At 73.9% G+C, this 25,025-nt stretch carries 18 protein-coding genes; 7 read left to right on the top strand and 11 right to left on the bottom strand.

Annotated features, from left to right (window positions below):
- The first annotated feature begins 19 nt into the window (after positions 1–19).
- Complete coding sequence (locus ACIQMU_RS18600; RefSeq protein WP_352240625.1) at positions 20–931, top strand: GNAT family N-acetyltransferase; 912 nt, start codon at positions 20–22, stop codon at positions 929–931.
- On the opposite strand, the gene ACIQMU_RS18595 is transcribed toward ACIQMU_RS18600, so the two are convergent.
- Positions 903–2,033, bottom strand: a complete 1,131-nt coding sequence (locus ACIQMU_RS18595; RefSeq protein ID WP_352240624.1) for an alpha-L-fucosidase — start codon at positions 2,031–2,033, stop codon at positions 903–905. The two genes, ACIQMU_RS18600 and ACIQMU_RS18595, sit on opposite strands and share 29 nt — an antisense overlap.
- A gap of 42 nt (positions 2,034–2,075) precedes the next feature.
- Positions 2,076–3,443 carry a GH1 family beta-glucosidase gene (locus ACIQMU_RS18590; RefSeq protein ID WP_352240623.1) on the bottom strand — a complete coding sequence of 456 codons (1,368 nt, stop codon included), beginning with the start codon at positions 3,441–3,443 and terminating at the stop codon, positions 2,076–2,078.
- A 195-nt stretch (positions 3,444–3,638) separates the two neighbouring features.
- Here ACIQMU_RS18590 and treZ point away from each other — a divergent pair, with 195 nt between their 5' ends.
- Positions 3,639–5,399 carry a malto-oligosyltrehalose trehalohydrolase gene (treZ, locus tag ACIQMU_RS18585; RefSeq protein WP_402689240.1) on the top strand — a complete coding sequence of 587 codons (1,761 nt, stop codon included), beginning with the start codon at positions 3,639–3,641 and terminating at the stop codon, positions 5,397–5,399.
- A gap of 103 nt (positions 5,400–5,502) precedes the next feature.
- Here treZ and ACIQMU_RS18580 read toward each other — a convergent pair whose 3' ends face one another.
- Together ACIQMU_RS18580 and ACIQMU_RS18575 are read right to left on the bottom strand one after the other, a co-directional pair.
- Positions 5,503–6,651, bottom strand: coding sequence for an aminopeptidase P family protein (locus ACIQMU_RS18580; RefSeq protein WP_352240795.1), 1,149 nt, complete (start codon positions 6,649–6,651; stop codon positions 5,503–5,505).
- Between the two features lie 147 nt (positions 6,652–6,798).
- Complete coding sequence (locus tag ACIQMU_RS18575; protein ID WP_352240621.1) at positions 6,799–7,440, bottom strand: nucleoside/nucleotide kinase family protein; 642 nt, start codon at positions 7,438–7,440, stop codon at positions 6,799–6,801.
- Between the two features lie 77 nt (positions 7,441–7,517).
- On the opposite strand from ACIQMU_RS18575, the gene ACIQMU_RS18570 reads away from it, so the two are divergent.
- The gene (locus ACIQMU_RS18570; protein WP_352240620.1) at positions 7,518–7,910 is read left to right on the top strand and encodes a VOC family protein; all 393 of its coding nucleotides are present in this window, start codon (positions 7,518–7,520) and stop codon (positions 7,908–7,910) included.
- Between the two features lie 105 nt (positions 7,911–8,015).
- On the opposite strand, the gene ACIQMU_RS18565 is transcribed toward ACIQMU_RS18570, so the two are convergent.
- The 6 genes from ACIQMU_RS18565 to ACIQMU_RS18540 all read right to left on the bottom strand — a co-directional run bounded on the left by ACIQMU_RS18565 (position 8,016) and on the right by ACIQMU_RS18540 (position 16,907).
- Entirely contained in the window at positions 8,016–8,939 is a 924-nt protein-coding gene (locus ACIQMU_RS18565; RefSeq protein ID WP_352240618.1) for a LysR family transcriptional regulator, read from the bottom strand.
- A 48-nt stretch (positions 8,940–8,987) separates the two neighbouring features.
- Positions 8,988–10,181: a glycine C-acetyltransferase gene (locus ACIQMU_RS18560; RefSeq protein WP_352240617.1), complete on the bottom strand. Its 1,194-nt coding sequence runs from the start codon at positions 10,179–10,181 to the stop codon at positions 8,988–8,990.
- 31 nt (positions 10,182–10,212) lie between these two features.
- Positions 10,213–11,241, bottom strand: a complete 1,029-nt coding sequence (gene tdh, locus ACIQMU_RS18555; RefSeq protein ID WP_352240616.1) for an L-threonine 3-dehydrogenase — start codon at positions 11,239–11,241, stop codon at positions 10,213–10,215.
- A 293-nt stretch (positions 11,242–11,534) separates the two neighbouring features.
- Positions 11,535–13,898, bottom strand: coding sequence for an ABC transporter substrate-binding protein (locus ACIQMU_RS18550; RefSeq protein ID WP_402689239.1), 2,364 nt, complete (start codon positions 13,896–13,898; stop codon positions 11,535–11,537).
- 1 nt (position 13,899) lies between these two features.
- Complete coding sequence (locus ACIQMU_RS18545) at positions 13,900–16,083, bottom strand: bifunctional serine/threonine-protein kinase/ABC transporter substrate-binding protein (protein WP_402689238.1); 2,184 nt, start codon at positions 16,081–16,083, stop codon at positions 13,900–13,902.
- 8 nt (positions 16,084–16,091) lie between these two features.
- Positions 16,092–16,907, bottom strand: coding sequence for a hypothetical protein (locus tag ACIQMU_RS18540; protein ID WP_402689237.1), 816 nt, complete (start codon positions 16,905–16,907; stop codon positions 16,092–16,094).
- A 486-nt stretch (positions 16,908–17,393) separates the two neighbouring features.
- Between ACIQMU_RS18540 and ACIQMU_RS18535 the strand changes: the two genes are divergently transcribed.
- Positions 17,394–19,850, top strand: coding sequence for a GTPase-associated protein 1-related protein (locus ACIQMU_RS18535; protein ID WP_402689236.1), 2,457 nt, complete (start codon positions 17,394–17,396; stop codon positions 19,848–19,850).
- A 352-nt stretch (positions 19,851–20,202) separates the two neighbouring features.
- On the opposite strand, the gene ACIQMU_RS18530 is transcribed toward ACIQMU_RS18535, so the two are convergent.
- Positions 20,203–20,901, bottom strand: coding sequence for a tectonin domain-containing protein (locus tag ACIQMU_RS18530; protein WP_352240611.1), 699 nt, complete (start codon positions 20,899–20,901; stop codon positions 20,203–20,205).
- Between the two features lie 647 nt (positions 20,902–21,548).
- Here ACIQMU_RS18530 and ACIQMU_RS18525 point away from each other — a divergent pair.
- The 3 genes from ACIQMU_RS18525 (at position 21,549) to ACIQMU_RS18515 (ending at position 24,986) form a co-directional block, all read left to right on the top strand.
- Positions 21,549–22,262: an urease subunit gamma gene (locus ACIQMU_RS18525; protein WP_352240610.1), complete on the top strand. Its 714-nt coding sequence runs from the start codon at positions 21,549–21,551 to the stop codon at positions 22,260–22,262.
- 62 nt (positions 22,263–22,324) lie between these two features.
- Positions 22,325–24,241 (top strand): urease subunit alpha, encoded by a 1,917-nt coding sequence (locus tag ACIQMU_RS18520; RefSeq protein ID WP_402689287.1) that lies wholly within the window; start codon positions 22,325–22,327, stop codon positions 24,239–24,241.
- 70 nt (positions 24,242–24,311) lie between these two features.
- Positions 24,312–24,986, top strand: a complete 675-nt coding sequence (locus tag ACIQMU_RS18515) for an urease accessory UreF family protein (RefSeq protein ID WP_352240609.1) — start codon at positions 24,312–24,314, stop codon at positions 24,984–24,986.
- Positions 24,987–25,025 lie beyond the last annotated feature (39 nt).

Genomic DNA, 25,025 nt, shown 5'->3' with positions numbered 1-25,025 from the left:
CGCCCCGGAGGACATCACCATGACCGATACGGTCATCCGCGCGCTCACGCCGAGCGACGCCGCACTCTTCACCACGTTCCAGGACAGCACCCTCGTCGGCCGGGCCGCCTTCGGCCACGGCTACACCTCGACGGCCGACGGCGGCGAGTACCGCCCCGAGTGGTCCTGGGTCGCCCTGCGCGAGAACACCGTGGTCGCCAGGGCCGCCTGGTGGGGCGGGCCGGACGACACCGAGCCCGTCGTGCTCAACTGGTTCGACTTCGCGGACGGGGAGGCGGAGGCGGGCGCCGAACTCCTGCGCCGCGCCCCGTTCGACCAGGAGTACGAGCTGATCGCGCCCGCCGGCTGGCGGGACGACCCGGCGGTGCGGGCCGCCGTCGAGGAGCGGGTCGCCGCCGCGACGGCGGCCGGCATGAAGCCGCTCGTCGAGCGCTACCGCTACCGGTGGACGCCCGGCTGTCCGCTGCCCGAGCGGACGGGCCGGCTCACCTTCCGTGCGGAGCCGGACGACGCCGTCATCCTCGACGTGCTGCGCCGGGTCCACTCCGCCACGCTGGACGCCCACGCGCGCAAGGCCATCGAGGGCCCCGGAGGTCTGGAGGCGGCGGCCCGGGAGGAGTTGGACTTCTTCCACTGGTGCCCCTCGCCGAGGGAGTGGTGGCGGCTCGCGTACACGCCGGACGGCGAGGTGGCGGGCATCCAGGTGCCCGCGCACAATCCGTCGGGGCCCTGCGTCGGCTTCATCGGGGTCGTGCCCGAGGCACGCGGGCACGGGTACGGCTACGACCTGCTGGTGGAGTGCACGCGCTTCCTGGTCGAGCAGGGCGCCGAGTTCGTCGCGGGCGCGACGGACCAGGGAAACGTGCCGATGGCCGCCGCGTTCGCCCGCGCCGGATATCCGGTCACCCAGGAATGGATCCATCTGGTGTGAGGGCCCCGGCCTCCTCGGCCAGCCACTCCAGGCGGAGCCGCTGCTCGGCGGGGATCGTCGCGTCCTCGCCGCGCGGCCCCACGTTGAGCAGGACCCTCCCGCCGTCGGCTGCCGTGTCGCGGACCAGAGAGGTCAGCGCCTCGCGGCCGATGAAGGCGTCCGGCCCGGAGGCCCGGTTGTAGCCGAAGCTGTGGTCGACGCCCCGGGTGATCTCGTACGGGTCGGGCCCCTCGTAGCGGGCGTACTCCGGGGTGCGGAAGTCGAAGACGGGCGGTGTGCGCGGGACGAAGCCCTCGCCCTGCGCCACCGTCCGGCGGTCCCACCAGTTGTACAGCGCCTTCGCTCCCGGCAGGCCCAGGCCCCGCCAGTGCGGGGCGTAGGGCAGCAGCCGGTCGTTGACGACCCCGTGCGGGACGGTGAAGCGGTAGAAGTCGACCAGGGAGCGGATCTCGCCGGCGGAGGCGGGCCAGGCGATGTCGTTCCAGAGGATGTCGGGCCGGTAGCGGCGGATCAGCTCCCGCAGCTGCGCGTCGGCGTAGGCGGGGTAGCTGCCGCGCGGGACGGCGGAGAACATGTCGGCGGCGGTGCCGATGGGCCGGTCGTCGAAGGTCCAGTCGAGTCCGCCGGAGTAGTAGACGCCGAAGCGCAGGCCCTCGGCCCGTACGGCTTCGGCGAACTCGCCCACCACGTCCCGGGTGGTGTGCCAGCCGCCGCGGTGCGGGTTCTTCGTCTCCGAGGGCCAGAGGCAGAACCCGTCGTGGTGCTTGGTGACCAGGACCGCGTACCCGGCCCCCGCCTCCCGGAAGGAGCGGGCCCAGGCGGCCGGGTCCCAGCTGCTGAGCCCGTCCTCGAAGTCGCGGCCGAAGTCCGTGTAGGGGCGGGCGCCGTAGGTGGCGCGGTGGTGGGCGGCGACCGGGGAGCCGGGGAAGCGGAGCGCGTTCTCGTACCACTCCGCGTACGAGGTCCAGCCCAGTGGAGCGCGCCGGCCCGCCGCCGGGAGTTCGGCTGCGGGGACGTAGGGCGGGGCCCAGCCCGGGACGGAGGCGGGTGTCCAGTGAACGAAGATCCCCAGTTGGGCCCGGGACCACCATGAAGCGACCATGGCGGGAAGTATCGATCATCGGGGCGGCGCCGCGTAAGCCCCTCAGACCGCTTCGTTCCCCGTCTGCCGCTTCTGTGCGCGGATCAGGTCCCGGTACCAGGCGTAGGACCGCTTGGGCGTCCGGGTCAGCGTCTCGTAGTCGATGTGGACCAGGCCGAAGCGCTGCGAGGCGCCCTCCGTCCACTCGACGTTGTCGGTGAGCGACCAGGTGAAGTAGCCGCGCACGTCCGCCCCCGCGTCCATCGCCGCGCGCAGGGCGGTCAGATGGCTCTCCAGGTAGGCGATGCGGCGGTCGTCGGCGTGCGGTTCGTCCAGGGCGCAGCCGTTCTCGGTGATGTACAGCGGCGGGAGGCGGTCGCCGTAGCGGGCGTGGAGCGCGGTGACGATCTCGGTCAGCCCCTCGGGGACGACGGGCCAGCCGAAGCCGGTCTTCTCGTACCCCTCGATCTCCCGTATGCCGAAGGGGAGTCCGGCGGGCATCGTGAAGCCGGAGAAGGTGTCCAGGGCCTCGGGCCTGGGTGCTCCGACGAGAGTCGGGTTGTAGTAGTTGACGCCGTACCAGTCGAGCGGGGTGGAGATGACCTTCAGGTCGTCGGCGACCGGGCCCGGCATCAGGGCGGCGAGGTTCTCGTCCGGGTAGCGGCCGGTAAGGACGGGATCGGCGAAGAGCCAGTTGGTGAGCGTGTCGTACAGCTCCGCGCCGAAGCGGTCCTCGTCGGTGTCCCCGGCCGTCCAGACCGGGGCGTGCGAGAGGGCGGCGCCGATGTTGTCCGCGCCCGCCGCGCGCAGGGCGCGGACGGCGAGGCCGTGGGCGAGGAGCTGGTGGTGGGCGGCGGGCAGGGCGTCGAAGAGCAGGGTGCGGCCGGGGGCGTGCTCGCCCAGCGCGTAGCCGAGCATCGTGACCTCGGCCGGCTCGTTGATCGTGATCCACATCGGGACCCGGTCGGCGAGGCGTTCGGCGACGATGCCGGCGTACTCGGCGAAGCGGTAGGCGGTGTCCCGGTCGAGCCAGCCGCCCGCCTCCTCCAGCGGGAGCGGGGTGTCCCAGTGGTAGAGGGTCGGGGCGGGGGTGATGCCGTGCGCGCAGAGGGCGTCGACGAGCCGGTCGTAGAAGTCGAGCCCGTCGGCGTTGACGGCTCCGCTGCCGCCGGGCACCACGCGGGGCCAGCTGACGGAGAAGCGGAAGGCGTCGGCCCCGAGGCCGGCCAGCAGTGCCACGTCCTCGCGGTAGCGGGCGTGGAAGCCGGTGCCCCGGGTGGTGTCGGTGCCGTCCTTGATGCGGCCCGGCCGGGCGGCGAAGGCGTCCCATCCCGAGGGGCCCTTGCCGTCCGCGTCCACCGCCCCCTCGGTCTGGAAGGCGGAGGCGGAGGCTCCCCAGAGGAAGCCGGGCGGGAACATCGGCAGGGTCATCGCGGCCTCCAGCAGCCGTACGTGTGAGCGGAACCAGTACGTGTGAGCAAAACCTGTATGAGCGGGAACCCGGCCGGGCAATGATCAGGACCAGACCTTAATCGCCGGTGGCGGGCGGCAACAGAGCCCGTCGCGTGGATCGTGGAGCCCGCCCCCGGGCTGCCGCGCGCCCCGCCCAGGGACGAGGAGTGGTGGATGCAGTTCGAGGTGTGGGCCCCCGAGGCGGACTCGGTCGTGCTGGAGGCGGCGGACGTCCGGGTCCCCATGGAGCGTGCCGTGGGGCGCGAGGGCTGGTGGACGGCGGAGGCGGAGGTCGTTGACGGGGACCGGTACGGCTTCCGGCTGAACGACGGCCCGCTGCTGCCCGATCCCCGTTCGCGGCGACAGCCGGACGGGCCCGACGGCTTGAGCGCGGTGGTCGATCAGGGGGCGTACGCCTGGCGCGACGCGTGGGCGGGGCGGCGGCTGAACCGCGCGGTGCTGTACGAGCTGCACGTGGGGACGTACACGGCCGAGGGCACCTTCGACGCGGCGGCGGCGCGGCTGGGCCACCTGGCCGAGCTGGGCGTCACCCATGTGTCGCTGATGCCGGTCTGCCCGTTCCCCGGCGTCCACGGGTGGGGGTACGAGGGCGTCTCCCTGTGGGCGGTGCACGAGCCGTACGGCGGCCCCGAGGGGCTGAAGCGCTTTGTCGACACGGCACACGGGCTGGGGCTCGGGGTGGTCCTGGACGTCGTCCACAACCATCTGGGCCCGTCCGGGAACCACCTGCCCGCGTTCGGTCCGTACTTCACCGACACCCACCACACCCCGTGGGGCGCGGCGGTCAATCTGGACGCTCCGGGCTCCGACGAGGTACGGGCCTTCCTTCTGGGCAGCGCCCTGGCCTGGCTGCGCGACTACCGGCTCGACGGGCTGCGGCTCGACGCGGTGCACGCGCTCGCCGACACCAGGGCGCTCACCTTCCTGGAGGAGCTTTCGGCGGCGGTCGACACGCTGGCCGTCGAGGTGGGCCGGCCGCTGGGGCTGATCGCCGAGTCCGACCTCTGCGACCCGCGCACCACCACCCCGCGCACGGCGGGCGGCCTCGGGCTGCACGCCCAGTGGAACGACGACTTCCACCACGCCCTGCACACGGCGCTCACCGGCGAGTCGCAGGGCTACTACGCCGACTTCGCCCGCGCCCCGCTCGCCGCGCTCGCCAAGACGGTGACGTCCGTCTTCTTCCACAACGGGACCTACTCCACCTTCCGGGGCCGCACCCACGGCCGCCCGGTCGACGTCACGCGCAGCGCGGCGCACCGCTTCGTCGGCTACGCGCAGACGCACGACCAGATCGGCAACCGGGCCCAGGGAGACCGGCTCGCCTCCTCCCTCTCCCCCGGTCTCCAGGCGTGCGCCGCCACCCTCGTGCTGACGGGCCCCTTCACCCCGATGCTGTTCATGGGCGAGGAGTGGGGGGCGCGCACCCCCTGGCAGTTCTTCACCGATCACACGGACCCGGAGCTGGCCGAGGCCGTACGCACCGGCAGGCGGCGGGAGTTCGGGGCCCACGGCTGGGCGGAGGAGGACGTCCCGGACCCGCAGGACCGCGCGACCCGGGACCGTTCGTGCCTCGACTGGACCGAACCGGAGCGCGAACCGCACGCGCGGCTGCTCGCCTGGCACCGCCAACTGATCGCTCTGCGGCGTACGTTGCCGGATCTGCACGATCCCGACCTGGCCTCGGTGAAGACCGCGTTCGACGAGGACGCGCGCTGGCTGGCCTACCGCAGGGGCGATCTGCGGATCGCGGTGAACCTGGCGGACCGGCCGGCCGCCGTCCCGCTGGGCTCCGGCCGTCACCGGCGGGCGGTCGGACGGGTGGTGGCGGCCTGGGAGCCGGTGGAGGCGCCGGGTGCGGACGGCGTGCTGCGGCTGCCGCCGGAGTCGTGCGTGGTGCTGGCCGACGACTGAGCCGGGCGGACCCCGGGAGGGCCTTGGCGACCGGGCCGGCGCGACCCGGGAGGATCACGACGGCTGGGTCGGGGGCGGCCCGGCGAGGGCTGCCCCGCGGCCGCTACTCCACGACGGCGAGTTCGCGGGCGGTGGTGTTGAGCCGCCGTCCGCCGTCCTCGGTGACGGCCACGATGTCCTCGATGCGGACGCCGAAGCGGCCCGGCAGGTAGATGCCCGGCTCCACGGAGAAGCACATGCCCGGGACGAGCGGCTGCTCCTCGCCCTCGATCATGTAGGGCGGCTCGTGGGTGGTGACGCCGATGCCGTGGCCGGTGCGGTGGATGAACCGGTCGCCGTAGCCGAATTCGGTGATCACCGCGCGGGCGGCCCGGTCGATCTCCTGGCAGGCGACGCCGGGCCGGACGGCGGCGCAGCCCGCCTGCTGCGCCTCGCGGACGATGTCGTGGACCCGCTGCTCCTCGGCGGTGGGCTCGCCGACGTGGACGGTACGGGAGGTGTCGGAGCCGTAACCGTGCTTCAGACCGCCGAAGTCGAGAACGACCATGTCGCCGCGTTCGATGGTGCGCGTCCCCGCCTCGTGGTGCGGGTTGGCCCCGTTGGGGCCCGAGCCGACGATGGCGAAGTCCACCTGGGAGTGCCCGAACGAGCGGAGCAGGGCGGCGAGATCGGCGGCCACCTCGGCCTCCTGGCGGCCGGAGAAGCGCACCTTGAGGATTTCCTCGTACGTGGCGTCCGCAGCGGCGCCGGCGGCGGTGAGCAGCTCCAGCTCGGCCGCGTCCTTCACCGCGCGGAGCATCGGGAGCGCCTCGGTGAGCGCGGTGTAGGAGGTACCCGGCAGCTCCCGCTGGAGGCCGAGCAGATGCATCGCCCAGGCGTTGTCGCTGACGCCGAAGCGGCCCCGGGCGTCGAGCAGCGGGGCGGTAACCGCGTACGGGTCCTTGCCGTCGGTCCAGTCCCGCAGGGTGAGGGCGGGCGCGCCGGTGGCGGCGGCCGCGTCGGGGGCCTCCAGGGTCGGGACGACCAGGACCGGGTCCTCGCCGGCCCGCAGTACGAGGAGGGTGAGGCGTTCGGTGTTCGACGGGCGGTAGCCGGTGAGGTGGACCAGGTCGGGGCCGGGCGCGACGATCACCCCGGCGAGTCCGGCCTCGGCGGCGGACTCGGCGGCCCGCTCCATCCGGGCCCGGTAGTCGTCGGCGGTGAAGGGCGGGGGCGGGGCGGAGTGCTGGGCGGACGGGCTGGGGCTGGTCATCATGGCCTCCTGGCGGTGCGACACGGCACACAGCATCCTGCCCGCCCGGCGGGACGCACGCGACCGGCTTGATCAAAGCGTGTCGGGCGTTTTCGTCGCTCGTCCGGCGCCTCTCTCGCGCGTCGGGTGGCGGGAGCACCCGGCCGGTCAGAGGCGCACGATCAGGTCGGCCCGGTCGCGGACGCCCTCCACCAGCCGGGCGTTCGCCTCGTCGGAGCGGGCCACCCACTCCTCGGCACCGGACCGGGGTCTGCCGTGGCGCACATGGCGGTCGACGAGCCGGCGCACCCGGACGTCCGGGTCGAGGTCCAGGAACCACACCTCGTCCAGCAGCCCGCGTACCGGCGCCCAGGGCCCGTCGTCGAGCAGCAGGTAGTTGCCCTCGGTGACGACGAGCGGGACCCCCGGAGGTACGGGCAGCGCACCGGCGACCGGCTCCTCCAGGGACCGGTCGAAGGCCGGGGCGTAGACCGTGTGCACCGGGTCCGGGTCGCGCAGCCGCCGCAGCAGGGTCGCGTAGCCGGCGGCGTCGAAGGTGTCGGGGGCGCCCTTGCGGTCGGCGCGGCCGAGCCGGTCCAGCTCGGCGGCGGCGAGATGGAAGCCGTCCATCGGGACGAGGGCGGCGCGCCCGCCGAGGGCCGCGACCAGCCGGTCCGCCAGCGTGGACTTCCCGGCTCCGGGCGGGCCCACGACCCCGAGGACGCGTCGCCCTCCGGTGTCCGCGAGCGCGCGGGCCCGGTCGATCAGGGCGGCCAGGCCGCCGGTGCTCGTGCCGTCCAGAATGTCCATGCGGGGCATTGTGCGGCGGCGGAGGGCTCCGGCGTTAGTGTTACGTATAACCTCATCGATGGAAGGATTCCCCCGCCATGTCCCGTATCGCCCTGGTCACCCTGGTCGTCCGCGACTACGACGAGGCGCTCGCGTTCTACCGCGACGCGCTCGGCTTCGAGCTGGTGGAGGACACCGACCGGGGCGACGGCACCCGCTGGCTGGTGGTGCGCCCGCGCGGCGCCGCTCCCGGCACGGGGCTGCTGCTGGCCCGGGCGAAGGACGAGGCGCAGGCCACGGCCGTCGGGGCGCAGACGGGCGGCCGGGTCGGCTTCTTCCTGCACACCGAGGACTTCGCGGCCGACCACGAGCGGATGCGTGCGGCCGGGGTGCGGTTCCTGGAGGAGCCCCGGCACGAGACGTACGGCTCGGTCGCGGTCTTCGAGGACCTGTACGGCAACCGCTGGGACCTGCTCCAGCCGGCCGTCTGAATCTCCGGTCCCCGGCGCCGCTCAGCACCCGCCGCGGCCCTCCAGGCAGGCCGGCCCCGGCTTCGGGCGCGCGCCTCCCCCGCACCGTCCGTGCGGGGGAGGCGCTCACGTGCGTGCCAGGCCCGCTTCCCGTACGGCCACCGCCTCCATCGCGTCGAGCACCGGCCGGATCAGCGGATGGCCCTCGGCTCCCTGCCGTACGGCCGCGAAGACGCGGCGGGTGGGCGCGCTGCCCTCGACGGGGCGGACCACCACCCCGGTCAGCTCCATGCCGCGCAGCGCGGAGCGGGGCACCAGGGCCACCCCGGCGTCCGCCCCGGCCAGGGCGACCACGGCGCGGAAGTCGTCCGAGGAGTGTTCGAGGCTGGGGGCGAACCCGGCGAACTCGCAGGCCAGCACCACCACGTCGTGGCAGGGGTTGCCCGGGTAGGGGCCGATCCACGGGTCCTTGGCGAGGTCGGCGACCGCCACCTGGGCCTGGTCCGCGAGGCGGTGGTCCACCGGGAGCACCGCGTCGAACGGCTCCGAGTACAGCGGGACGCGGGTCAGCCGGCGATCGTCCTCGGCGGGTGCGCCCCGGTATTCGACGGCCACCGCCACATCGACCTGCCGGTCCAGCACCATCGGCACGCTCGCGTCGCCCTCCGCGTCCTGGACCTTGACCCGGATACCGGGCGCGGTGCGGGCCAGCTCCATGAGGGCGGGGGCCAGGACGAGGCCGATGCCGGTGGCGAACGCGGCGACCGTGACCGTGCCGGCGACGCCCGCGCTGTAGTCGGCCAGCTCCGCCTCGGCCCGTTCCAGCTGGGCCAGGACCAGATTGGTGTGGCTCAGCAGGATCTCCCCGGCGGCCGTGAGCCGGGCGCCGCGCGCGCCGCGTTCGACGAGGCGGTGGCCGGTCTCCTGCTCCAGGGCGGCGAGCTGCTGGGAGACGGCGGAGGGCGTCAGGTACAACGCGGCGGCGGCCGCGGTCACGGTGCGGTGGTCGGCCACCGCACGGAGGATTCGCAGCCGCCGAGCATCGATCATGTACCCATTGTCCCAGGTCCCGGCCGAGGCCCGGCCCGGTGAGCGGTGCTAAGCCTCCAGCGCCGCCCGGGCGTCGACGAACGCGTCCACGGCACGGTTCACGTCGGCCGTGGAGTGCGCGGCCGAGAGCTGGACCCGGATGCGGGCCGCGTCCTGCGGGACGACCGGGTAGGAGAACCCGATCACGTACACCCCGCGCTCCAGGAGCAGCTCCGCCATCCGGCCCGCCCTGCCCGCGTCGCCGATCATGACGGGGGCGATGGCGTGGTCGCCGGGCAGGACGTCGAAGCCCTCCTCGGTCATCCGGGTGCGGAAGAGCGCGGTGTTGGCGTTGAGCTGCTCGCGCAGGTCTCCGGCGGACTCCAGCAGGTCGATGACCTTGAGGGAGGCGGCGGCGATGACCGGGGCGAGGGAGTTGGAGAAGAGGTACGGGCGCGAGCGCTGGCGCAGCAGGGCGACGATCTCCGCGCGGGCCGCGACATAGCCGCCGGAGGCTCCGCCGAGCGCCTTGCCGAGGGTTCCGGTGATGATGTCGACCCGGTCCATGACGCCGTGCAGTTCGGGCGTGCCCCGTCCGCCGGGGCCGACGAAGCCGACGGCGTGGGAGTCGTCGACCATGACCATGGCGTCGTAGCGGTCGGCCAGGTCGCAGATCTCCTGGAGCGGAGCGACGTAGCCGTCCATGGAGAAGACGCCGTCGGTGACGATCAGTCGGCGGCGGGCCCCGGACGCCTCCTTCAGCTGCGTCTCCAGGTCGGCCATGTCGCGGTTGGCGTAGCGGTGGCGCTTCGCCTTGGAGAGCCGGATGCCGTCGATGATGGAGGCGTGGTTGAGGGCGTCGGAGATGACCGCGTCCTCGGGGCCCAGCAGCGTCTCGAAGACTCCGCCGTTGGCGTCGAAGCAGGAGGAGTAGAGGATCGTGTCCTCCTGGCCGAGGAAGGCCGAGAGCCGCTGCTCCAGCTCCTTGTGGACCTCCTGGGTGCCGCAGATGAAGCGGACCGAGGCCATCCCGTAGCCCCAGCGGTCCAGCGCCTCGTGGGCGGCGGCGACGACCTCGGGGTGGTCGGCGAGGCCCAGGTAGTTGTTGGCGCAGAAGTTGAGGACCTCGCCGGCGCGTCCGCCGGAGGTGACGGCCACGGTCGCGGACTGCGGGGTGCCGATGACGCGCTCGGGCTTGTGCAGCCCGGCGGCGCGGATCTCGTCGAGGGTGGTGCGCAGGTCGTCGCGTACGGAGTCGAACATGCGGGATTCCTTAAGAGGTGCGGTCGGAGGGTCAGACGGTCCAGTCGAGGATGACCTTGCCGCCGAGGCCGCTCGCGGCGTCGTCGAAGGCCGCCTCGAAGTCGCGGAAGCCGTACCGGCCGGTGATCACGGGGGCCAGGTCGAGACCGCCCTCCAGCAGGACGGACATGGCGTACCAGGTCTCGTACATCTCGCGGCCGTAGATCCCCTTGACGGTGATCATCGAGGTGACGATGCGGGACCAGTCGACGGCGAACTCCTCGGCGGGCAGGCCGAGCATCGCGATCCGGCCGCCGTGCGTCATGTTCGCGACCATGTCGCGCATCGCCTCGGGGCGGCCGGACATCTCCAGGCCGATGTCGAAGCCCTCGCGCAGGCCGAGTTCGCGCTGTCCGTCCGCGATGGTCCGGTCGGCGACGTTGAGGGCGAGGCTGACGCCGACCTTGCGGGCGAGGGCGAGGCGGGCCTCGCTGACGTCGGTGATGACGACGTTGCGGGCCCCGGCGTGCCGGGCGACGGCGGCGGCCATGATGCCGATCGGTCCGGCGCCGGTGATCAGGACGTCCTCGCCGACCAGCGGGAAGGACAGGGCGGTGTGCACGGCGTTGCCGAACGGGTCGAAGATCGCCGCGATGTCGAGGTCGACGGGGGTCCGGTGCACCCACACGTTGGAGGCGGGCAGGACGACGTACTCGGCGAAGGCCCCGTCCCGGCCGACGCCGAGGCCGACGGTGGAGCGGCAGAGGTGGCGGCGGCCGGCGAGACAGTTGCGGCACTTGCCGCAGACGAGGTGGCCCTCGCCGCTGACCAGGTCGCCGGCCGCGATGTCCGCGACGTCGGAGCCGGTCGCGGCGACCTCGCCGACGAACTCGTGGCCGAGGACCAGCGGGGTGGTGACCGCCTGCTGGGCCCAGCCGTCATAGGCACGGATGTGCAGGTCGGTGCCGCAGATGCCGGTCCGCAGGACCTTGATCAGGACGTCGGTGGGGCCGTATTCCGGCTCCGGCACGTCCATGAGCCACAGCCCGGGTTCGGCCTTCTGCTTGACGAGTGCCTTCACGGCTGTGGCTCCCTGACGTCGGTACGCGAGTGGGTGCCCCGGGCCTCGGGGCAGGGCTGATGGACCCTGCGGCCCGGGTGGAATCTTCGGGGCACCCCCCATGGTGGGGGTTCGGCGGGGCGGGACGGGGCATCTCGTGAGGCTCCACGCGCCGTCCACGGCCCTCACGCAGAAGGCTGCCGTACGGCGAGGTCCCGGGTCCATCGAGGATTTCTTAAGCGCCGCAGCAGGAGATCTTCACACCTGGCCGTGGCTTCACCGCGCGCTGCGGTCCGCGGCTTCACACGGAGAGCTCACACCTCGCCGAAGGGGCCCAGGAAGCGGGGGCGGCCCTTCTCGATCCGGTAGAGGAAGATCCCGTTCTCGTAGCGCACCTGGCGGATCGAGGGCCGGAAGGCGAGCGGGCGCACGATCCCCCGGTGTTCGGTACGCAGGAGGTGCCGGGCCATGCCGCCGCGCACCTGTTCCCGGGCGCCGACGGCCCCGGCGGACCCGGCGGCGCGGGCGATCAGCCCGACCGCGTCGTACGCCTCGGCGGCCCAGGTGGCCGGTGGCGCCCGGAAGCGCTTGCGGTGGGCGGCGGTGAACGATCTGGCCGAGTCGATGGCCGCGGGGTCGGCGTACGCCTCGGCGAAGACCCAGCCCTCGGCGGCCCGGCCGGCACCGTTGAGGAAGGCGGGGCCCAGGGCGGGGCCGGCGGCGACCCGGGAGCCGGTGAAGCCCTCGTCGGCGAGCGCGGTGGCCAGGCGGGCGGTCCGAGACGCGTCGCCGCCGGCGAGGACCAGGGTGTCCGCCCTGCTCCTGACGGCCTTGCGGGCCGCCGCCCCGTAACCGGCGTCGCCCCGTGGGAGGGCGTGCTCGATGAGCGTGGTGCCGACCGGTGGGGCGTCGCGGAACGCGCTTCCGAGTTCTGCGCCCAGGCCGGTGCCGCCCCTGTCCTGGACGAGGAGAACGCGGTCGGCGGCGGGGCGGGCGCGGACGACGTAGCCGACGAGGCCCGTGGCGAGCAGGCGGTCGAACGGGCGGGTCACACAGAGGTGGCGGGGTGTTTCGGACAGCGTGGTGGAGCCTGCCGCGACGACGACGAGGGCGAGCCGCTCCTGGCCGTACCGCTGGACGACGTCCGCTGCCAGCACGTCGCCGGTCGGTCCGATCGCGGCGATGACGCCGGGGTCGGCCCCCAGTCGTCCGGCGGCCCGCAGCGCCTGCCGCGGGTCCCCGGCGTCGTCCTCGATCCGCACGTCGAGGCGGAACGCCGGGTCGGTACGCGCGTTGTGGTCGGCGACCGCGAGCCGGACACCGCGCTCGTGCGCCAGGCCGGTGCCCCGGCCGGGCCCGCTGAGGTCGGCGTGGAGGCCGATCGTGTACGTGGGCGGCTCGCCGGAGCCGGACGGGGAGCCGCCGCTCCCGGCGGACCGCCGCCCGGCGAACCACGCCGCGGTGGATCCGCCGGTGACGAGGACGGCCCCGACGGCCCCGGCGGTCAGGAGCCGTCGCCGGGTGAGGCCGGCCGCCGGGGCCGCCGCTTCGTCGTCCGGGACCAGCGTGACGGGCAGCGGCTCGGGGTCCGGCAGTGCGAGGGCGGCGGCGGAACGTTCGGCGATCAGCGCGGCGAGTCCGGGCGGGGCGGGCCACGAGCCCGGGGGCGCGGCGTCCGGCTCCACGGCCCGGTCCCGGCCGGGGGGCCCGCCGGGGCCCCGGTCCCGGTCCGCGCCGGGGTCCCGGTGAGGAACTCCGGCGGGAGCCGCCCGGGGCTCCCCGGCCGAGGCCGGCCGGGGAGCCCAGGCCGCACGCGGGTCCGGTGCCCGCAAGCCGGCCGGCCCCGCGCTCGGCCCGGGACCGCCGCGATCCGCCGCCCCGGCCGCCTCCAGGGCGTCGCCGATCCGGCTCGCCGGCGGCCGGGTGGCCGGGTCCTTGCGGAGGCAGGCAGCGATGAGGGGCAGCAGCGCGGCCGGCACACCCGTCAGGTCCGGCTCCTCGTGGACCGTACGGAACAGGACGCCTGCCCCGCCGCCCTCCCCGAAGGGCCGCCGGCCCGTCGCCGCGTACACCAGGACGCAGCCGAGCGAGAACACGTCGCACGCCGGTCCCACCGGCCCGGCCGACGCCTGTTCGGGGGCGAGGTAGCCGGGCGTGCCGATCACCGCGTCGGTGGCGGTGAGAGCGGTGGCGCCCGCGTCGCGGGCGATCCCGAAGTCGATGAGGCGGGGCCCGTCGAGGGCGAGGAGCACGTTGCCGGGCTTCACATCACGGTGGATCAGCCCGGTCGTGTGCACCGCGGCGAGCGCGGCGGCGAGCCGGCTCCCGAGCGCCCGCACCGTGGCGGGCCGCAGCCCGCCCCCGGCTGCGACCACCTCGGCCAGCGAGGGCCCGGGGACGAAGGCGGTCGCCAGCCACGGCTCACGGGCCTCGGTGTCCGCGCCGAGCACCGGGACCACCCACGGGCCGGTGATCCGGGCGGCGGCCTCGGCCTCACGGCGGAAGCGGGCCCGGAACCCCGGGTCGGCGGCGTGCTCGGCGCGGATCACCTTGACCGCGGCGAGCGCCCCGCCCGTCGAACGCCCCAGATAGACCACTCCCATGCCGCCCGCGCCGAGCCGGGCGAGCGTGCGGTACGGGCCGACGGCACGGGGGTCTTCGGTGATGAGGGGGCGCACGTCAGCCCTTCGGCTTCGGGGCCGCGCCGAGGTAGCGGAACCGTCCGCCCTTCACCCGGTACATGTGGGCGTCCTGTCCCACGAGTTGCTGCCGATCCTTGTCGAAGGCGTAGGTGCGGGAGACGCCTTCGTACTGGGAGGCGGCGATCGCGGCGGTGAGTTGCGCACGGGTGGGGCGACCGCTTCCCGAGGGCCCGGCGCCCGGCTTCGCGCTCTTCGCCGCCGGCTCGGCCAGGGCGGCCAGTTCGCGGGCGACGAGCCCGGCGACGTCGTACGCCTCGGCCGACCAGGCGGCGGGCGCGGCGCCGAAGCGTTTGCGGTGGGCGGCGGCGAACGTCGCGGCGGCGGGGGCCCCGGCGTCGGTGAAGGGTGTGATGAACTCCCAGCCCTCGGCCGCCGGGCCCGCCCGCTCCAGGAACTCCGGTCCCATGACGGTGTGCTGGGCCATGCGGGGTCCGGGGAAGGAGAGGTCGGCCGTGACGCGGGCGACCCGGGCGGCTCCGGCCGCGTCACCGGCGTAGAAGAGGGCGTCGCTGCGGTGGGAGAGGAGGTCGGTGACGACGGGGTCGAATTCGGTCGTCCCGGCGGGCACCACGCGGGGGTGGGTGGTGCCGGTGGTGAGGTTGGGGGTCATCAGGTTGGTCGCATAGCCCGCCTGGTAGGCCGCCTGCCCGCCGGACCGGTCGATCAGGATGCCCAGCCGCTCGACGTCGGGGCGCAGCAGGAGGCGGTGGATGATGGGGGCCGAGAGGGAGGCGTAGGAGGGACCGGCCTGGAAGAAGGAGCCGTTGGCCCGTGGCGGGAAGGTGATCTGCAGGGCCGACACCGTCAGCACCGGCAGGACGGCGTCGTCGTACGTGGCCAGCGCCGCCCCGGTCGTGGCGTTGTCCGTGGGACCGACGACCGCGGCCACTTCCGGATCGCGGGCGAACTCCTCGGCGACTCGGGCGGAGCGGGTGGCGTCCCCCGCGTCGTCGAGGACCTTCACGGCGAGCCTGAAGGGCCGGCCCTCCTGGGCGTTGAAGCGGTCGACGGCGAGCCGGACACCGCGCTCCTGTGCGCGTCCGGCGGCGCTCCGGGGCCCCGTCAGGTCGGCGTGCACGCCGATGATCCAGCGACGGCCGCCGGGGGCGCCGTCCGAGCCGTCGCCGCCGGACCCCTCGGCGCCGATCCGTACGGCGGCGAAGGCGCTCGCGCCGAGGGCCACCGCGCCGCCGGCCGCGAACAGCAGGAACCGCCGTCGTCCGGGGGCGGGCTCCGGCGGGCCGGCCTCCTCGGTGACGGTGGCGTCGATGCCGGGCAGGGCCAGCACGGCGGCGGTCTTGTCCGCGATGACCAGGACGACGTCCTCGGGCAGCCAGTCGGTTCCCTCCGCGGCCGGCGCCTCCTCGGTGATCAGCCTGTCGAGGTCGGCGGCCTCCGGGCGGGCGGCCGGGTCCTTGGCGAGGCAGCGTTCCAGCAGTGCGCGCAGCCCGGGCTCCGCTATGCCGTCGAGGTCGGGCGCGTCGTGGACGGTGCGGTAGAGCAGGGCGTCGACGGCTCCGCTGCCGAAGGGCGGCCGGCCCGTGGCCGCGTACGCGAGGAGGCAGCCGAGCGAGAAGACGTCGCCGGCGGGCCCGGCGGTGTTCCCGGACGCCTGCTCGGGCGGGAGGAAGCCGGGGGTGCCGACCACGAGTCCGGTGGCGGTCAGGGCGGTGGCGTCGGCGGCGCGGGCGATCCCGAAGTCGATCAGCCGGGGGCCGTCGGCGGTCAGCAGGACGTTGCCGGGTTTGACGTCGCGGTGGACGAGTCCGGCGGCGTGCACGGCGGCCAGGGCCCGGGACAGCAGCCTGCCGAGCACCGTGACACTGCGTACGGGCAGCGGTCCGCGTCGGGCGACGACGTCTGACAGTGTCGGCCCGGGCACGAACTCCGTGGCGAGCCACGGGCGTTCGCCCTCGGTGTCGGCGCCGGTGACGGGCACGGCCCAGGGGCTGTCGACCTGGCGGGCGGCCTCCGCCTCGCGTCGGAAGCGGGTCCGGAAGTCCTCGTCCCCCGCGAATTCGGGCAGGATCACCTTGACGGCGGCGAGCGCGCCGGCGTCGGTGCGCCCGAGGTAGACGACGCCCATGCCGCCCGCTCCGAGGCGGCCCAGGAGCCGGTGTCCGCCGATGCGGGCGGGATCAGTGGATCGCAGGTCGTCCATCGCCGGCCTCAACTCTGCTTCTCGACGGCGTTTTCGAGCCGGGACAGCATGGTGCCCTGGGCTTCGCTGACGAAGGTGTCGATCTCGTCCTCGGTACGGCCCTTCGCTCCCTTGCCGGTCACGGCGACGGTGAACTGGAGTGTCTGCGCCTGCTGCCAGGCGTAGTAGTGCGGCCCGCCCAGCTCGGCGCTCCGGAATTCCCCGACCTCGCTGAGAAAGTCCTCGGAGTGGTCCTGGGCGCTCTCACCGCCGAGGAGCGCCGCGGCGACCATGGATCCGATCGTCTCGCCCTTGCGCAGTTGCTGGGTGGGGCAGCGCATGGTCTCCTCGATCGACTCGGCCATCTCCCAGGTCGCGTCCTCGCGGGTGCGGTGCACGGTGACGACGGCGGCGAGGCGCACGGGCCCCTTGCCCGGCTCCGCGGGCGCCTCGAACGACCGGGTGAGAGTGGCCAGGACGCTGTGGCCGGGCTTCCGCTGCTGCCAGACACAGTCGGTCCCGAGCACGGGCCAGGTGGCCGGGTCGCTCTCGTACGGATTCCGCTTCACCACGCCGGGCCCGAAGCTGTCCGGGCCGGCGATGACGCGGCCGATGAGGTCGCGTGCCTCGGCCCGGGTCTTCGGGAGCCGGGCGGGGTCGGGCTCGGATGCGTCCTGGTCACTGGCCGAGGGCCCGGGCCCCTTGCCGCCGGGGCCGGGACTCGCGCTCGCCGAAGCGTCGCCCTTCTCCACTCCGCCGGGTTCGTCCGACGTGCCGGAGCAGCCGGCGAGCAGTACGGTCGCCAGGGCCAGGGGCAACGCGAACCGGGCCCCTCCTAACGGCATATGACAGGTCACAGCGTTTCCCCGTTCTTCCTCGACGCCGCATCGATCATAGGTTTGAGCGGCGTGGCGGGCAGGGGTCGTCGGGGGGACTGTTACCTCGTCGGGACATGGGCGGCGCCGCCTCCCGGGGCGCCGGGCCGGGCGTCGGGCGGTTTCCGCCGGGAAGGCGCCGATGTGCTCGACGAGGGCGTCCGGCCGGTCCCGAGGGGTCAGCGTGCGGCGAGCCGCCCATGGCCACCCGTGCGGGAGGACGACGGCGGGCCCGCCGCCACCGGTGTCGTGGTGCTCGATCACCCCCGCGGACAGCCTCACGTCGCTCATGCGGTCAACGCAGGGCGAGGGTCCTCGGGGCAGCGCTTGACGCAGCGTAGGGATTGGGCCCCCGTCCTTGATAACGTCGCCCAGCGGCTGCGGACTTCTCCCCCGACCCCAGCCGTACGGGGTGGGCACGGGGACCGGGCGCGGCAGGACGAAGAGGGCCGACAGATGAGCCTTGCACAGGTGCACTACACCTCCGCCGCGCCGGGGGACGGGGACACGGCGGGCCGGTTCACGGCGGTCGGCCCGGGGGTGTCCGGGGCCCTGTTGGCGGAGATCGAGCCCTTGGTGCGCTACGAGCTTCCCGAGGGCGTCCCCGACCGGCCGTCCGACGGCGAACTGCGCTCCCTGCCGCAGATGTTCCTCTCCGCCGTACTGTCCGACGGCAGCAGGCTGGTGTGCCGGTCGGTCCCGGTGCGGGTCGCCGGCGCGGGGCGCGTCGGGTTCCACGCGCACGCGGTGCGTCTGCCGCCGGGGGTTCCGATGCCGGGCGGCCGGCTGCCGGTCGAGGCGTGGCGGTCGCCGCACTGGGTGGCGGTGACGCCCGGCGGGGCGATACCGGACCCGCTGGCGCTGCCGCCGGGTCCGGCGGCGGTCTCCGAGGGTCTCGACGACTTCGCCGTCTCGCGCGGCCCCTGGCTCGCGGCCGTCCTGGCGGATCTGCGCCGGGCGAGCGACGCGGAGGGGGCCGACGGGCTGCCTGTGGTGCTGGTGGAGCGGCGGTGCGCGGACGTGGCACGGTGGCTGGGTCTCGCTTCCGTCACCCTGCCGAGGGAGAGCGCGGAGCGGCTGACGTTCACCACGTACACCCGGCGGCCGGGGAGTTCGGGCGCCCGGGTGGCGGGGGTGCTGCCCGAGGACGCGGAGGCCGCACGGGCCGCGGGGCTGCGGGTGCACACCTGCGCGGGCCGGGCCCCGGTGGGCGGCACGGAAGACCTGTGGGCGACGACGGCGGCGCGGGTCTGGCGGAGCCGGTCGCCGGAGCTTTTCCGGCAGGCGCGCGAACTCCCCGGACCCCCTTTCGCCGCGGGTCCGTTGGCGGTGACGGCGCTGTGCGCGGGGATCACACTCGGGCCCGGCGGGCGCGCGGCGGCGGCCGGCTGGGCCGCCGAACGGCCGTACGCACTGGACGCCCAGCGGACGGGCCAGTTGGTGGAGGCTCTCGCCTCCCCCGGGATCGACGACCGTACGGGCCTCGAATTCGACGCGTTGGGGCGGTTGTTCGGCGCGCTGGAGGGCCGCTGCCCGGCGTCCGTGACGGCCCCGCTCGCGGCGATGCTGGTCACGGAGGCGGTACGGGGCGGCAACGGCTCCTTGGAACTTCCGCGCCGGGACGCGTTCACGGGGCCGGAGGGGGCGGAGGTCGCCGCGGTGCTCGGGCCGGAGGCCCTGACCGAGCTGAGCGAACCGGCGGACTCCCGTTCGGTGGCCCGGACCGTGCAACTTCTGCGCGTGGCCCGCCTGTTGGACGTGGACGTCACGGAGCTGCTGCCGGACGTCACGGCCAGGCTGGCTCCCGCGCTCCTGGCGGAGGCCGCGGCCGGCGACACGGAGCCGTCGGCGGGGCCCGCGGGGCCTCCGGCGTTCGCACCGGCCCTGCTGGAGCTGCTCGACGAGCAGTTCGAGGTGCGGACGGCGCTGCTCGGTGCGCTGGACAGGACCGCGCCGCGGGACCCCGGGGCGGTGGCCCGGTTCCTGGAGCGGGTTCCGCTGCCGTTCACGGGGACGCAGACGCTGCCGCAGCTGCGGATGTGCGCCGAGGTGCCGGGGGCGATGGCCACGCTGGGCGGTGACCGGGCGGCGGTGTGGCACCGGGTGTTGCGCGCGGCCGGCATCTCACCCTTCGCCGAGCCCCTCGTGCTGCGCACGGCGGCCGGCCTGGTCTGGGAGGACCGGGCCCCGACGGTCGAGGAGGCCCGGCTGCTGCTGGACGCGGCCACCTCGGACGCGCACCGGGCGGCCGGAACCTGGGCGCGCCTGGTCGACGCGGCACTCAGCGCGCCCGCCGCCGCCACGGACGAGGCGGCCGGGCTCGCCCACGACCTGCTGCGCGGTTTCCCCGCGGAGATCGACGGCCGCGAACGGGCCGGCCTCCTCCTGCTGGACCTCGTCCGCGAACTGCGCACGGGGGCGCCGGAGCCCGGCTGGGCGGAGCGGGTCCGCACCCTGTGCGCCCAGGCGGAGCCGGTCGAACCGGCGCTGCGGGAGCGGGCGTACGCCGCGCTGGTCGAGCGGCTGCTGGCTCCCGACCGCCCCGGGGCCGAGCTGTACGACTTCGTCCACGGCGCGGACGCCGAACTCATCGCCGCCTACGACCGCACCGCCCGCGCGGAAGCGGTGCGAACCCGACTGCGCACCCAGCCGGCCTACGCGGCGGACTGCTTCACCGTCTGGACGGCCCATCCGCACGCCGGAGCCGCCTGGACGACCACGGCCGCCGCCCTCCTGGACGAGGTGCTGCGCCCCGCCGTACGCGGGATGACGGCGCAGGCCGTCGCGGAGGTGGCGGAGACGGTGGGCCGCACGGGCAGCAGCGGCCGGGCCGACGCCTTTCGGGACTGGAACCGCGTCAGCGCCCTGGGCCGGCTGGGCCGCCGGATCGCCGGGCGGGTGCGGCGGGGGTGAGCGGGCGCGGTCGCGGCGGGTGATCGGGGACGGGCGCCGGAAGGGGCGGGCCTGGCCGGATCGAGGGTGGGCCGGACCGGGCCGGGCCGGATAGGGGGACGGGCCGGGAGCGGCGGGGGGCGGGGCGAAGCGCTGAGCTCTGCGACGGGCGGGCGCCCACACATCCTTCGCGTACGCCGAGAAGATCCTGATGGCCCGACCGGGCGAAGCGGTGGGGAAGCGGACGCAGGCGTTCGCCGCTGGACAAGGTGCGCGGGCGCCCGGTCGGGAGCGCACGGTCCGCCCGCCGGGCCCGGCAGCGCGGCGGAGCCTCGGCAGTGCTCCTGCCGGGCACCGCCGCCCGGCGAGGCGGTCAGCTGGGCTGGTCGCCGGTGTAGCGGTAGATGTTCCCGCCGGAGTTCACGCCCCACACGGTGCCGTCGGCGGCCGCGCCGATGTCGCTGAGGGACCCGGCGACGTTCTCCCACGGGTCGGCGTCGTTGTTGGTGTACCGATAGATCCCGCCGCCGGAGTTCACGCCCCAGACAGCGGTCCGGGAGCCCACGGAGATCCGGGACAGCGAGCCGCTGATCTGCTTCCAGTGGGTGGCGCTCTGGTCGCCGGTGTAGCGGTAGATGTTCCCGCCGGCGTTCACGCCCCACACGGTGCCGTCCGCCGCGACACCGATGTCGCTGAGGGACCCGGGGATGTTCACCCAGGGTGCGGCGTCGTTGTTGGTGTACCGATAGATCCCGCCGCCGGAGTTCACGCCCCACACGTTGGTCCGTGAACCGACAGCGATGCGGGCCAGCGAACCGCTGATCAGCTTCCAGTGGGTGGCGCTCTGGTCGCCGGTGTAGCGGTAGATGTTCCCGCCGGCGTTGACACCCCACACGGTGCCGTCGGTCCCGGCCCCGATATCGCTCAGAGCGCCGGGGACGGAGACCCACGGCTTGCTGTCGTTGTTGGTGTGACTGTAGATCCCGTCACCGGAGTTGACGCCCCACACGCTGGTCCGGGACCCGGCGTCGATCGCCTTCAGCGACCCGGAGATCTGCTTCCACTCAGCCATGTCGAACCCGTTCTTCTTGCCGGATGTTGCAAGGAGGTATTTGGCGGGCGGGAAGACGTCCCAAACGGTTCAATATCCCGATCAGCAACCCAGATCATCTGAAAAGCGATGTTTGATTCGATGGCGCCTCCGCTCCGCCGGGCCGGTGAGCCCGCGTCCGGGAAGACGGTTGTCCGGAACCCGGTGCCACCCAGGAGGGATGGACACCGTCGGCCCGGTGTGCCGCGAACCGGCCGGGCCGTCCGGCCGGACAAGACCCTTCCGGGCGGGCGGCCCATGGCCGGCCGTCCCGCCCGCATCGCCGGCCGGACGGTCCCCGACCACGCGGGCGGAACGGCCGGACGGCCCCCGGCCCTGCCGCCCTCTGCCGTCAACTCCCCCACCCCGCCAGTCACTCGTTCGGGTGCCCCATGCGCCGTACGTGGTTTCGGCACTGTCCGCGTGATCATGATGGACCCACGTCGAGTCGGGGCTGAACGGCCAGGACGGCCAAGGACAGTCAGGGATGGCATCCGCGCCGCGCCGCGTCCGGAGCACCGGAAACAAGGCCGTGGAGCCTCCCGGGCAGTGGTTGCGCGTGGGGCCGCGTCTCCTACTCGCGGCCCAGGACAGGAGTCCTGGGCGGAAGCCGATGCAGGGACTTATCTGTGCACCTCACCCCACACGAACAAGAACGCCTGATGATGCACGTGGCCGCCGACGTGGCGGAGAAGCGCCGGGCCCGCGGCGTGCTGCTCAACTACCCCGAGACCATGGCGCTGTTGATCGTGCATGTGCTCGAAGGGGCGCGGGACGGCAGGACCGTGGCCGAGCTGATGTCGTCCGGCCGCAAGGTGCTGTCGCGGGAGGAGGTCATGGAGGGCGTCCCCGAGATGATCGAGAACGTCCAGGTGGAGGCCACGTTCCCCGACGGGACGAAGCTGGTCACTGTTCACGGCCCGTTCCCGGAGGCGGGCCAGGACGAGGAGCCTGCCACCTGGCCGGGGAAGGTCGGCTTCTCCCCCGCGAAGGAGGACGAGGTGGTGATCTTCAACGAGCGCAGCAGGCAGCAGGGCCGGGTGACGGAGCTGATGGTCGCCAATCCGACCGACCGGCCCATCCAGGTCGGCTCCCACTACCACTTCGCCGAGGCCAACGACGGGTTGTCGTTCGTCCGCAAGGAGGCGTGGGGCAGGCGTCTGAACGTCCCCGCCGGCAGTTCGGTGCGTTTCGAGCCCGGCATCACCGAGAAGGTCCAGCTCGTCCCCATCGAAGGCGCCCGTGTGGTCCACGGTCTGCGCGGCAGGGTCGAGGGCCTGCCCGAGAAGGTCAACGGCTCGCTCGACAAGGTCAAGGGTTCGTTCTCCAAGGAGCAGGTGTGAGTACCACCGCGCAGTGCCCGGACTGCTCCTGCTGCCGGGAGGAGCCGACGGCCTTCGATCCGCTGACGCGCCCGGCTTACGCGGACCGGTTCGGGCCGACGACCCGTGACCGTATCCGTCTCGCCGACACGGCGCTGAGCATCAAGATCGAGGACGACTGGTCGGGCGGCCCCGGACGCAGCGGGAACGAGATGGTCTTCGGCGGGGGCAAGGTGATCCGCGAGTCGATGGGGCAGTCCGTCGTGCCGCGCGACCCGATGACGGCCCCGTCCGGGAAGCCGGCCGGCCCCGCGATGGCCGGCCCTCCGGACACGGTCATCACGGGCGTGGTCGTGCTGGACCACTGGGGCATCGTCAAGACGGACGTCGCCCTCCGCGACGGGAACATCGTCGCCCTGGGCAAGGCGTACAACCCCGAGACCATGAACCCCCTCCACGAGGGCGCGGAGCCGCACAACGGCATCGGCCCCCGGCCCACCGACTTCGTCGTCGGCCCGGACACCGAGGTCATCTCGGGCAAGGGCAGAATCCTCACCGCCGGCGGGATCGACACCCACGTCCACTTCATCTGCCCCGACCAGGTCCGCGAGGCACTGGCGGCGGGTGTCACCACGCTCATCGGCGGCGGCACGGGCCCGGCGGAGGGCAGCACGGCGACCACGGTCACTCCCGGCGCGTGGCACGTCAGCCGTATGTTCGAGGCGCTGGATAGCGCACCGGTCAACATCGGACTGCTCGGCAAGGGCGCCACCATGTCGAAGGAGTCGATGCTCGCCCAGATCGACGCCGGTGTCCTCGGCCTGAAGATCCACGAGGACTGGGGCGCCACGCCGGCGGTCATCGAACGGTGCCTGGAGGTGTGCGAGGAGACCGGGGTGCAGCTCGCCCTGCACGCCGACTCGCTGAACGAGGCCGGGTTCGTCCAGGACACCATCGGCGCCATCGACGGCCGCTCCATCCACGTCTTCCACGTCGAAGGCGCCGGAGGCGGCCACGCTCCCGACATGATCAAGATGGTGAGCGAGCCGAACGTACTGCCCGCCTCCACCAACCCCACCCGCCCCCTGACCGTCAACACGGTCAAGGAACACTTCGACATGGTGATGGTCTGCCATCACCTCAACCCGAAGGTCGAGGAGGACCTCGCCTTCGCGGACTCCCGCATCCGGCCCTCCACGATGGCCGCCGAGGACATCCTCCACGACCTCGGCGCCATCTCGATCATGTCCTCGGACGCCCAGGCGATGGGCCGCATCGGTGAAATGGTCATGCGTACCTGGCAGACCGCCCACGTCATGAAGGTCCGCCGCGGCTTCCTCGAAGAAGACCAGCCCCGGGACGAGCCGGAGACCGCCCCGAAGGCCGAGGCGGCGCGGGACGCAACGGCGGCGGACACCACCCCGGAGCCCCGGCCGCCCCTGGCGGACAACCGGCGCGCCCGCAGGTACGTCGCGAAATACACCATCAACCCGGCGCTCGCCCAGGGCATCGACGCCGTCGTCGGCTCCGTGGAGACCGGGAAACTGGCCGACCTGGTCCTGTGGGAACCGAAGTTCTTCGGAGTCAAGCCCCACCTGGTCATCAAGGGCGGCCAGATCGCCTATGCGCAGGTGGGCGACGCCAACGCGTCCATCCCCACCCCTCAGCCCGTCCTCCCCCGCCCCGTGTGGGGGGCCACCGGCCTGGCGCCCGGTTCCCTCTCCTACAACTTCGTCACCGAACGGGCCATCGGGAACGGCCTGGCCGAGGGCTCCAAGCTCAACAAGCGGTTCAAGGCGATCACCGGTACGCGCGACGTCAAGAAGGCGGACATGAAGGAGAACCACGCCACTCCGCACGTCCGCATCGATCCCGACACCTATGAGGTCGTCATCGGCGGAGCGAAGGTGACCGACGTGACGACCTTCGTCGACGGCCACATCGTCGACCGCTCCTATGTCACCGAACTCCCCATGGCTCAGCGTTACTTCCTCTTCTGAGCCTTCCGCGGCACAGGAGTACCGCGCCTCCCGGAGCCAGGAGGCGAGCCGTCAACCAGAGGAATGAAGCATGAACCGCGCCGCGCTGCTCATCCTGGCCGACGGGCGGTTCCCCGCCGGCGGTCACGCCCACTCGGGCGGAGCCGAACCAGCGGTGACGGCCGGCCGGATCAAGGACGCCGGCACGCTGGAGGAGTTCTGCCGGGGGCGTCTGCACACCACCGGGCTAGTCGCGGCGGCACTGGCCGCCGCGGCCGCCGCCGGGCACGATCCCGTGGCCCTGGACCGGGCGGCCGACGCCCGCACTCCTGTGGCCGCTCTGCGGAACACCGCCCGCAAGCTGGGCCGGCAGATGATGCGGGCGGCCCGCGCCACATGGCCGTCGGCCGAACTCGACGCGCTCGCGGCGGCCCGCCCCCGGGGCGCACACCAGCCGGTGGTGCTGGGCGTGGCCGCCCGGTCGGCCGGACTCGAACCGGGGGACGCCGCCTACGCGGCGGTGTACGAGACCGTCAGCGGGCCGGCCACCGCGACGGTCCGGCTGCTGAGCCTGGACCCGTTCGACGCCACTACGGTGCTGGCCCGCCTGGCTCCGGAACTCGACCGCGTCGCCGCGGCCGCCACCGCCGCGGCCCGACGCGTCCCGGCGGACGGAATCGACGCCCTGCCCGCGGCCTCAGCGCCGCTGCTGGACATCAGCGCCCAGTCGCACGCCACCCGGCCCGCACGCCTCTTCGCCTCCTGACCCCACCCGACGCGACACGAGACATCACCCAAGGAATCC

Source organism: Streptomyces sp. NPDC091649, from assembly GCF_044756785.1.
Lineage (GTDB): Bacteria > Actinomycetota > Actinomycetes > Streptomycetales > Streptomycetaceae > Streptomyces.
Note: the sequence above shows the minus strand (reverse complement) of the source record. Positions and strands in the feature narration are given on the sequence as shown.

What these genes read in the sequence shown, in the direction of transcription:
- ACIQMU_RS18540 (WP_402689237.1), bottom strand. Translation starts at nt 16,907, where the DNA reads ATGCCGTTAGGAGGGGCCCGGTTCGCGTTGCCCCTGGCCCTGGCGACC.
- ACIQMU_RS18565 (WP_352240618.1), bottom strand. Translation starts at nt 8,939, where the DNA reads ATGATCGATGCTCGGCGGCTGCGAATCCTCCGTGCGGTGGCCGACCAC.
- ACIQMU_RS18600 (WP_352240625.1), top strand. Translation starts at nt 20, where the DNA reads ATGACCGATACGGTCATCCGCGCGCTCACGCCGAGCGACGCCGCACTC.
- ACIQMU_RS18535 (WP_402689236.1), top strand. Translation starts at nt 17,394, where the DNA reads ATGAGCCTTGCACAGGTGCACTACACCTCCGCCGCGCCGGGGGACGGG.
- ACIQMU_RS18570 (WP_352240620.1), top strand. Translation starts at nt 7,518, where the DNA reads ATGTCCCGTATCGCCCTGGTCACCCTGGTCGTCCGCGACTACGACGAG.
- ACIQMU_RS18595 (WP_352240624.1), bottom strand. Translation starts at nt 2,033, where the DNA reads ATGGTCGCTTCATGGTGGTCCCGGGCCCAACTGGGGATCTTCGTTCAC.
- ACIQMU_RS18530 (WP_352240611.1), bottom strand. Translation starts at nt 20,901, where the DNA reads ATGGCTGAGTGGAAGCAGATCTCCGGGTCGCTGAAGGCGATCGACGCC.
- ACIQMU_RS18545 (WP_402689238.1), bottom strand. Translation starts at nt 16,083, where the DNA reads ATGGACGACCTGCGATCCACTGATCCCGCCCGCATCGGCGGACACCGG.
- ACIQMU_RS18575 (WP_352240621.1), bottom strand. Translation starts at nt 7,440, where the DNA reads ATGGACATTCTGGACGGCACGAGCACCGGCGGCCTGGCCGCCCTGATC.
- ACIQMU_RS18590 (WP_352240623.1), bottom strand. Translation starts at nt 3,443, where the DNA reads ATGACCCTGCCGATGTTCCCGCCCGGCTTCCTCTGGGGAGCCTCCGCC.
- ACIQMU_RS18515 (WP_352240609.1), top strand. Translation starts at nt 24,312, where the DNA reads ATGAACCGCGCCGCGCTGCTCATCCTGGCCGACGGGCGGTTCCCCGCC.
- treZ (WP_402689240.1), top strand. Translation starts at nt 3,639, where the DNA reads ATGCAGTTCGAGGTGTGGGCCCCCGAGGCGGACTCGGTCGTGCTGGAG.
- ACIQMU_RS18560 (WP_352240617.1), bottom strand. Translation starts at nt 10,181, where the DNA reads ATGTTCGACTCCGTACGCGACGACCTGCGCACCACCCTCGACGAGATC.
- ACIQMU_RS18580 (WP_352240795.1), bottom strand. Translation starts at nt 6,651, where the DNA reads ATGACCAGCCCCAGCCCGTCCGCCCAGCACTCCGCCCCGCCCCCGCCC.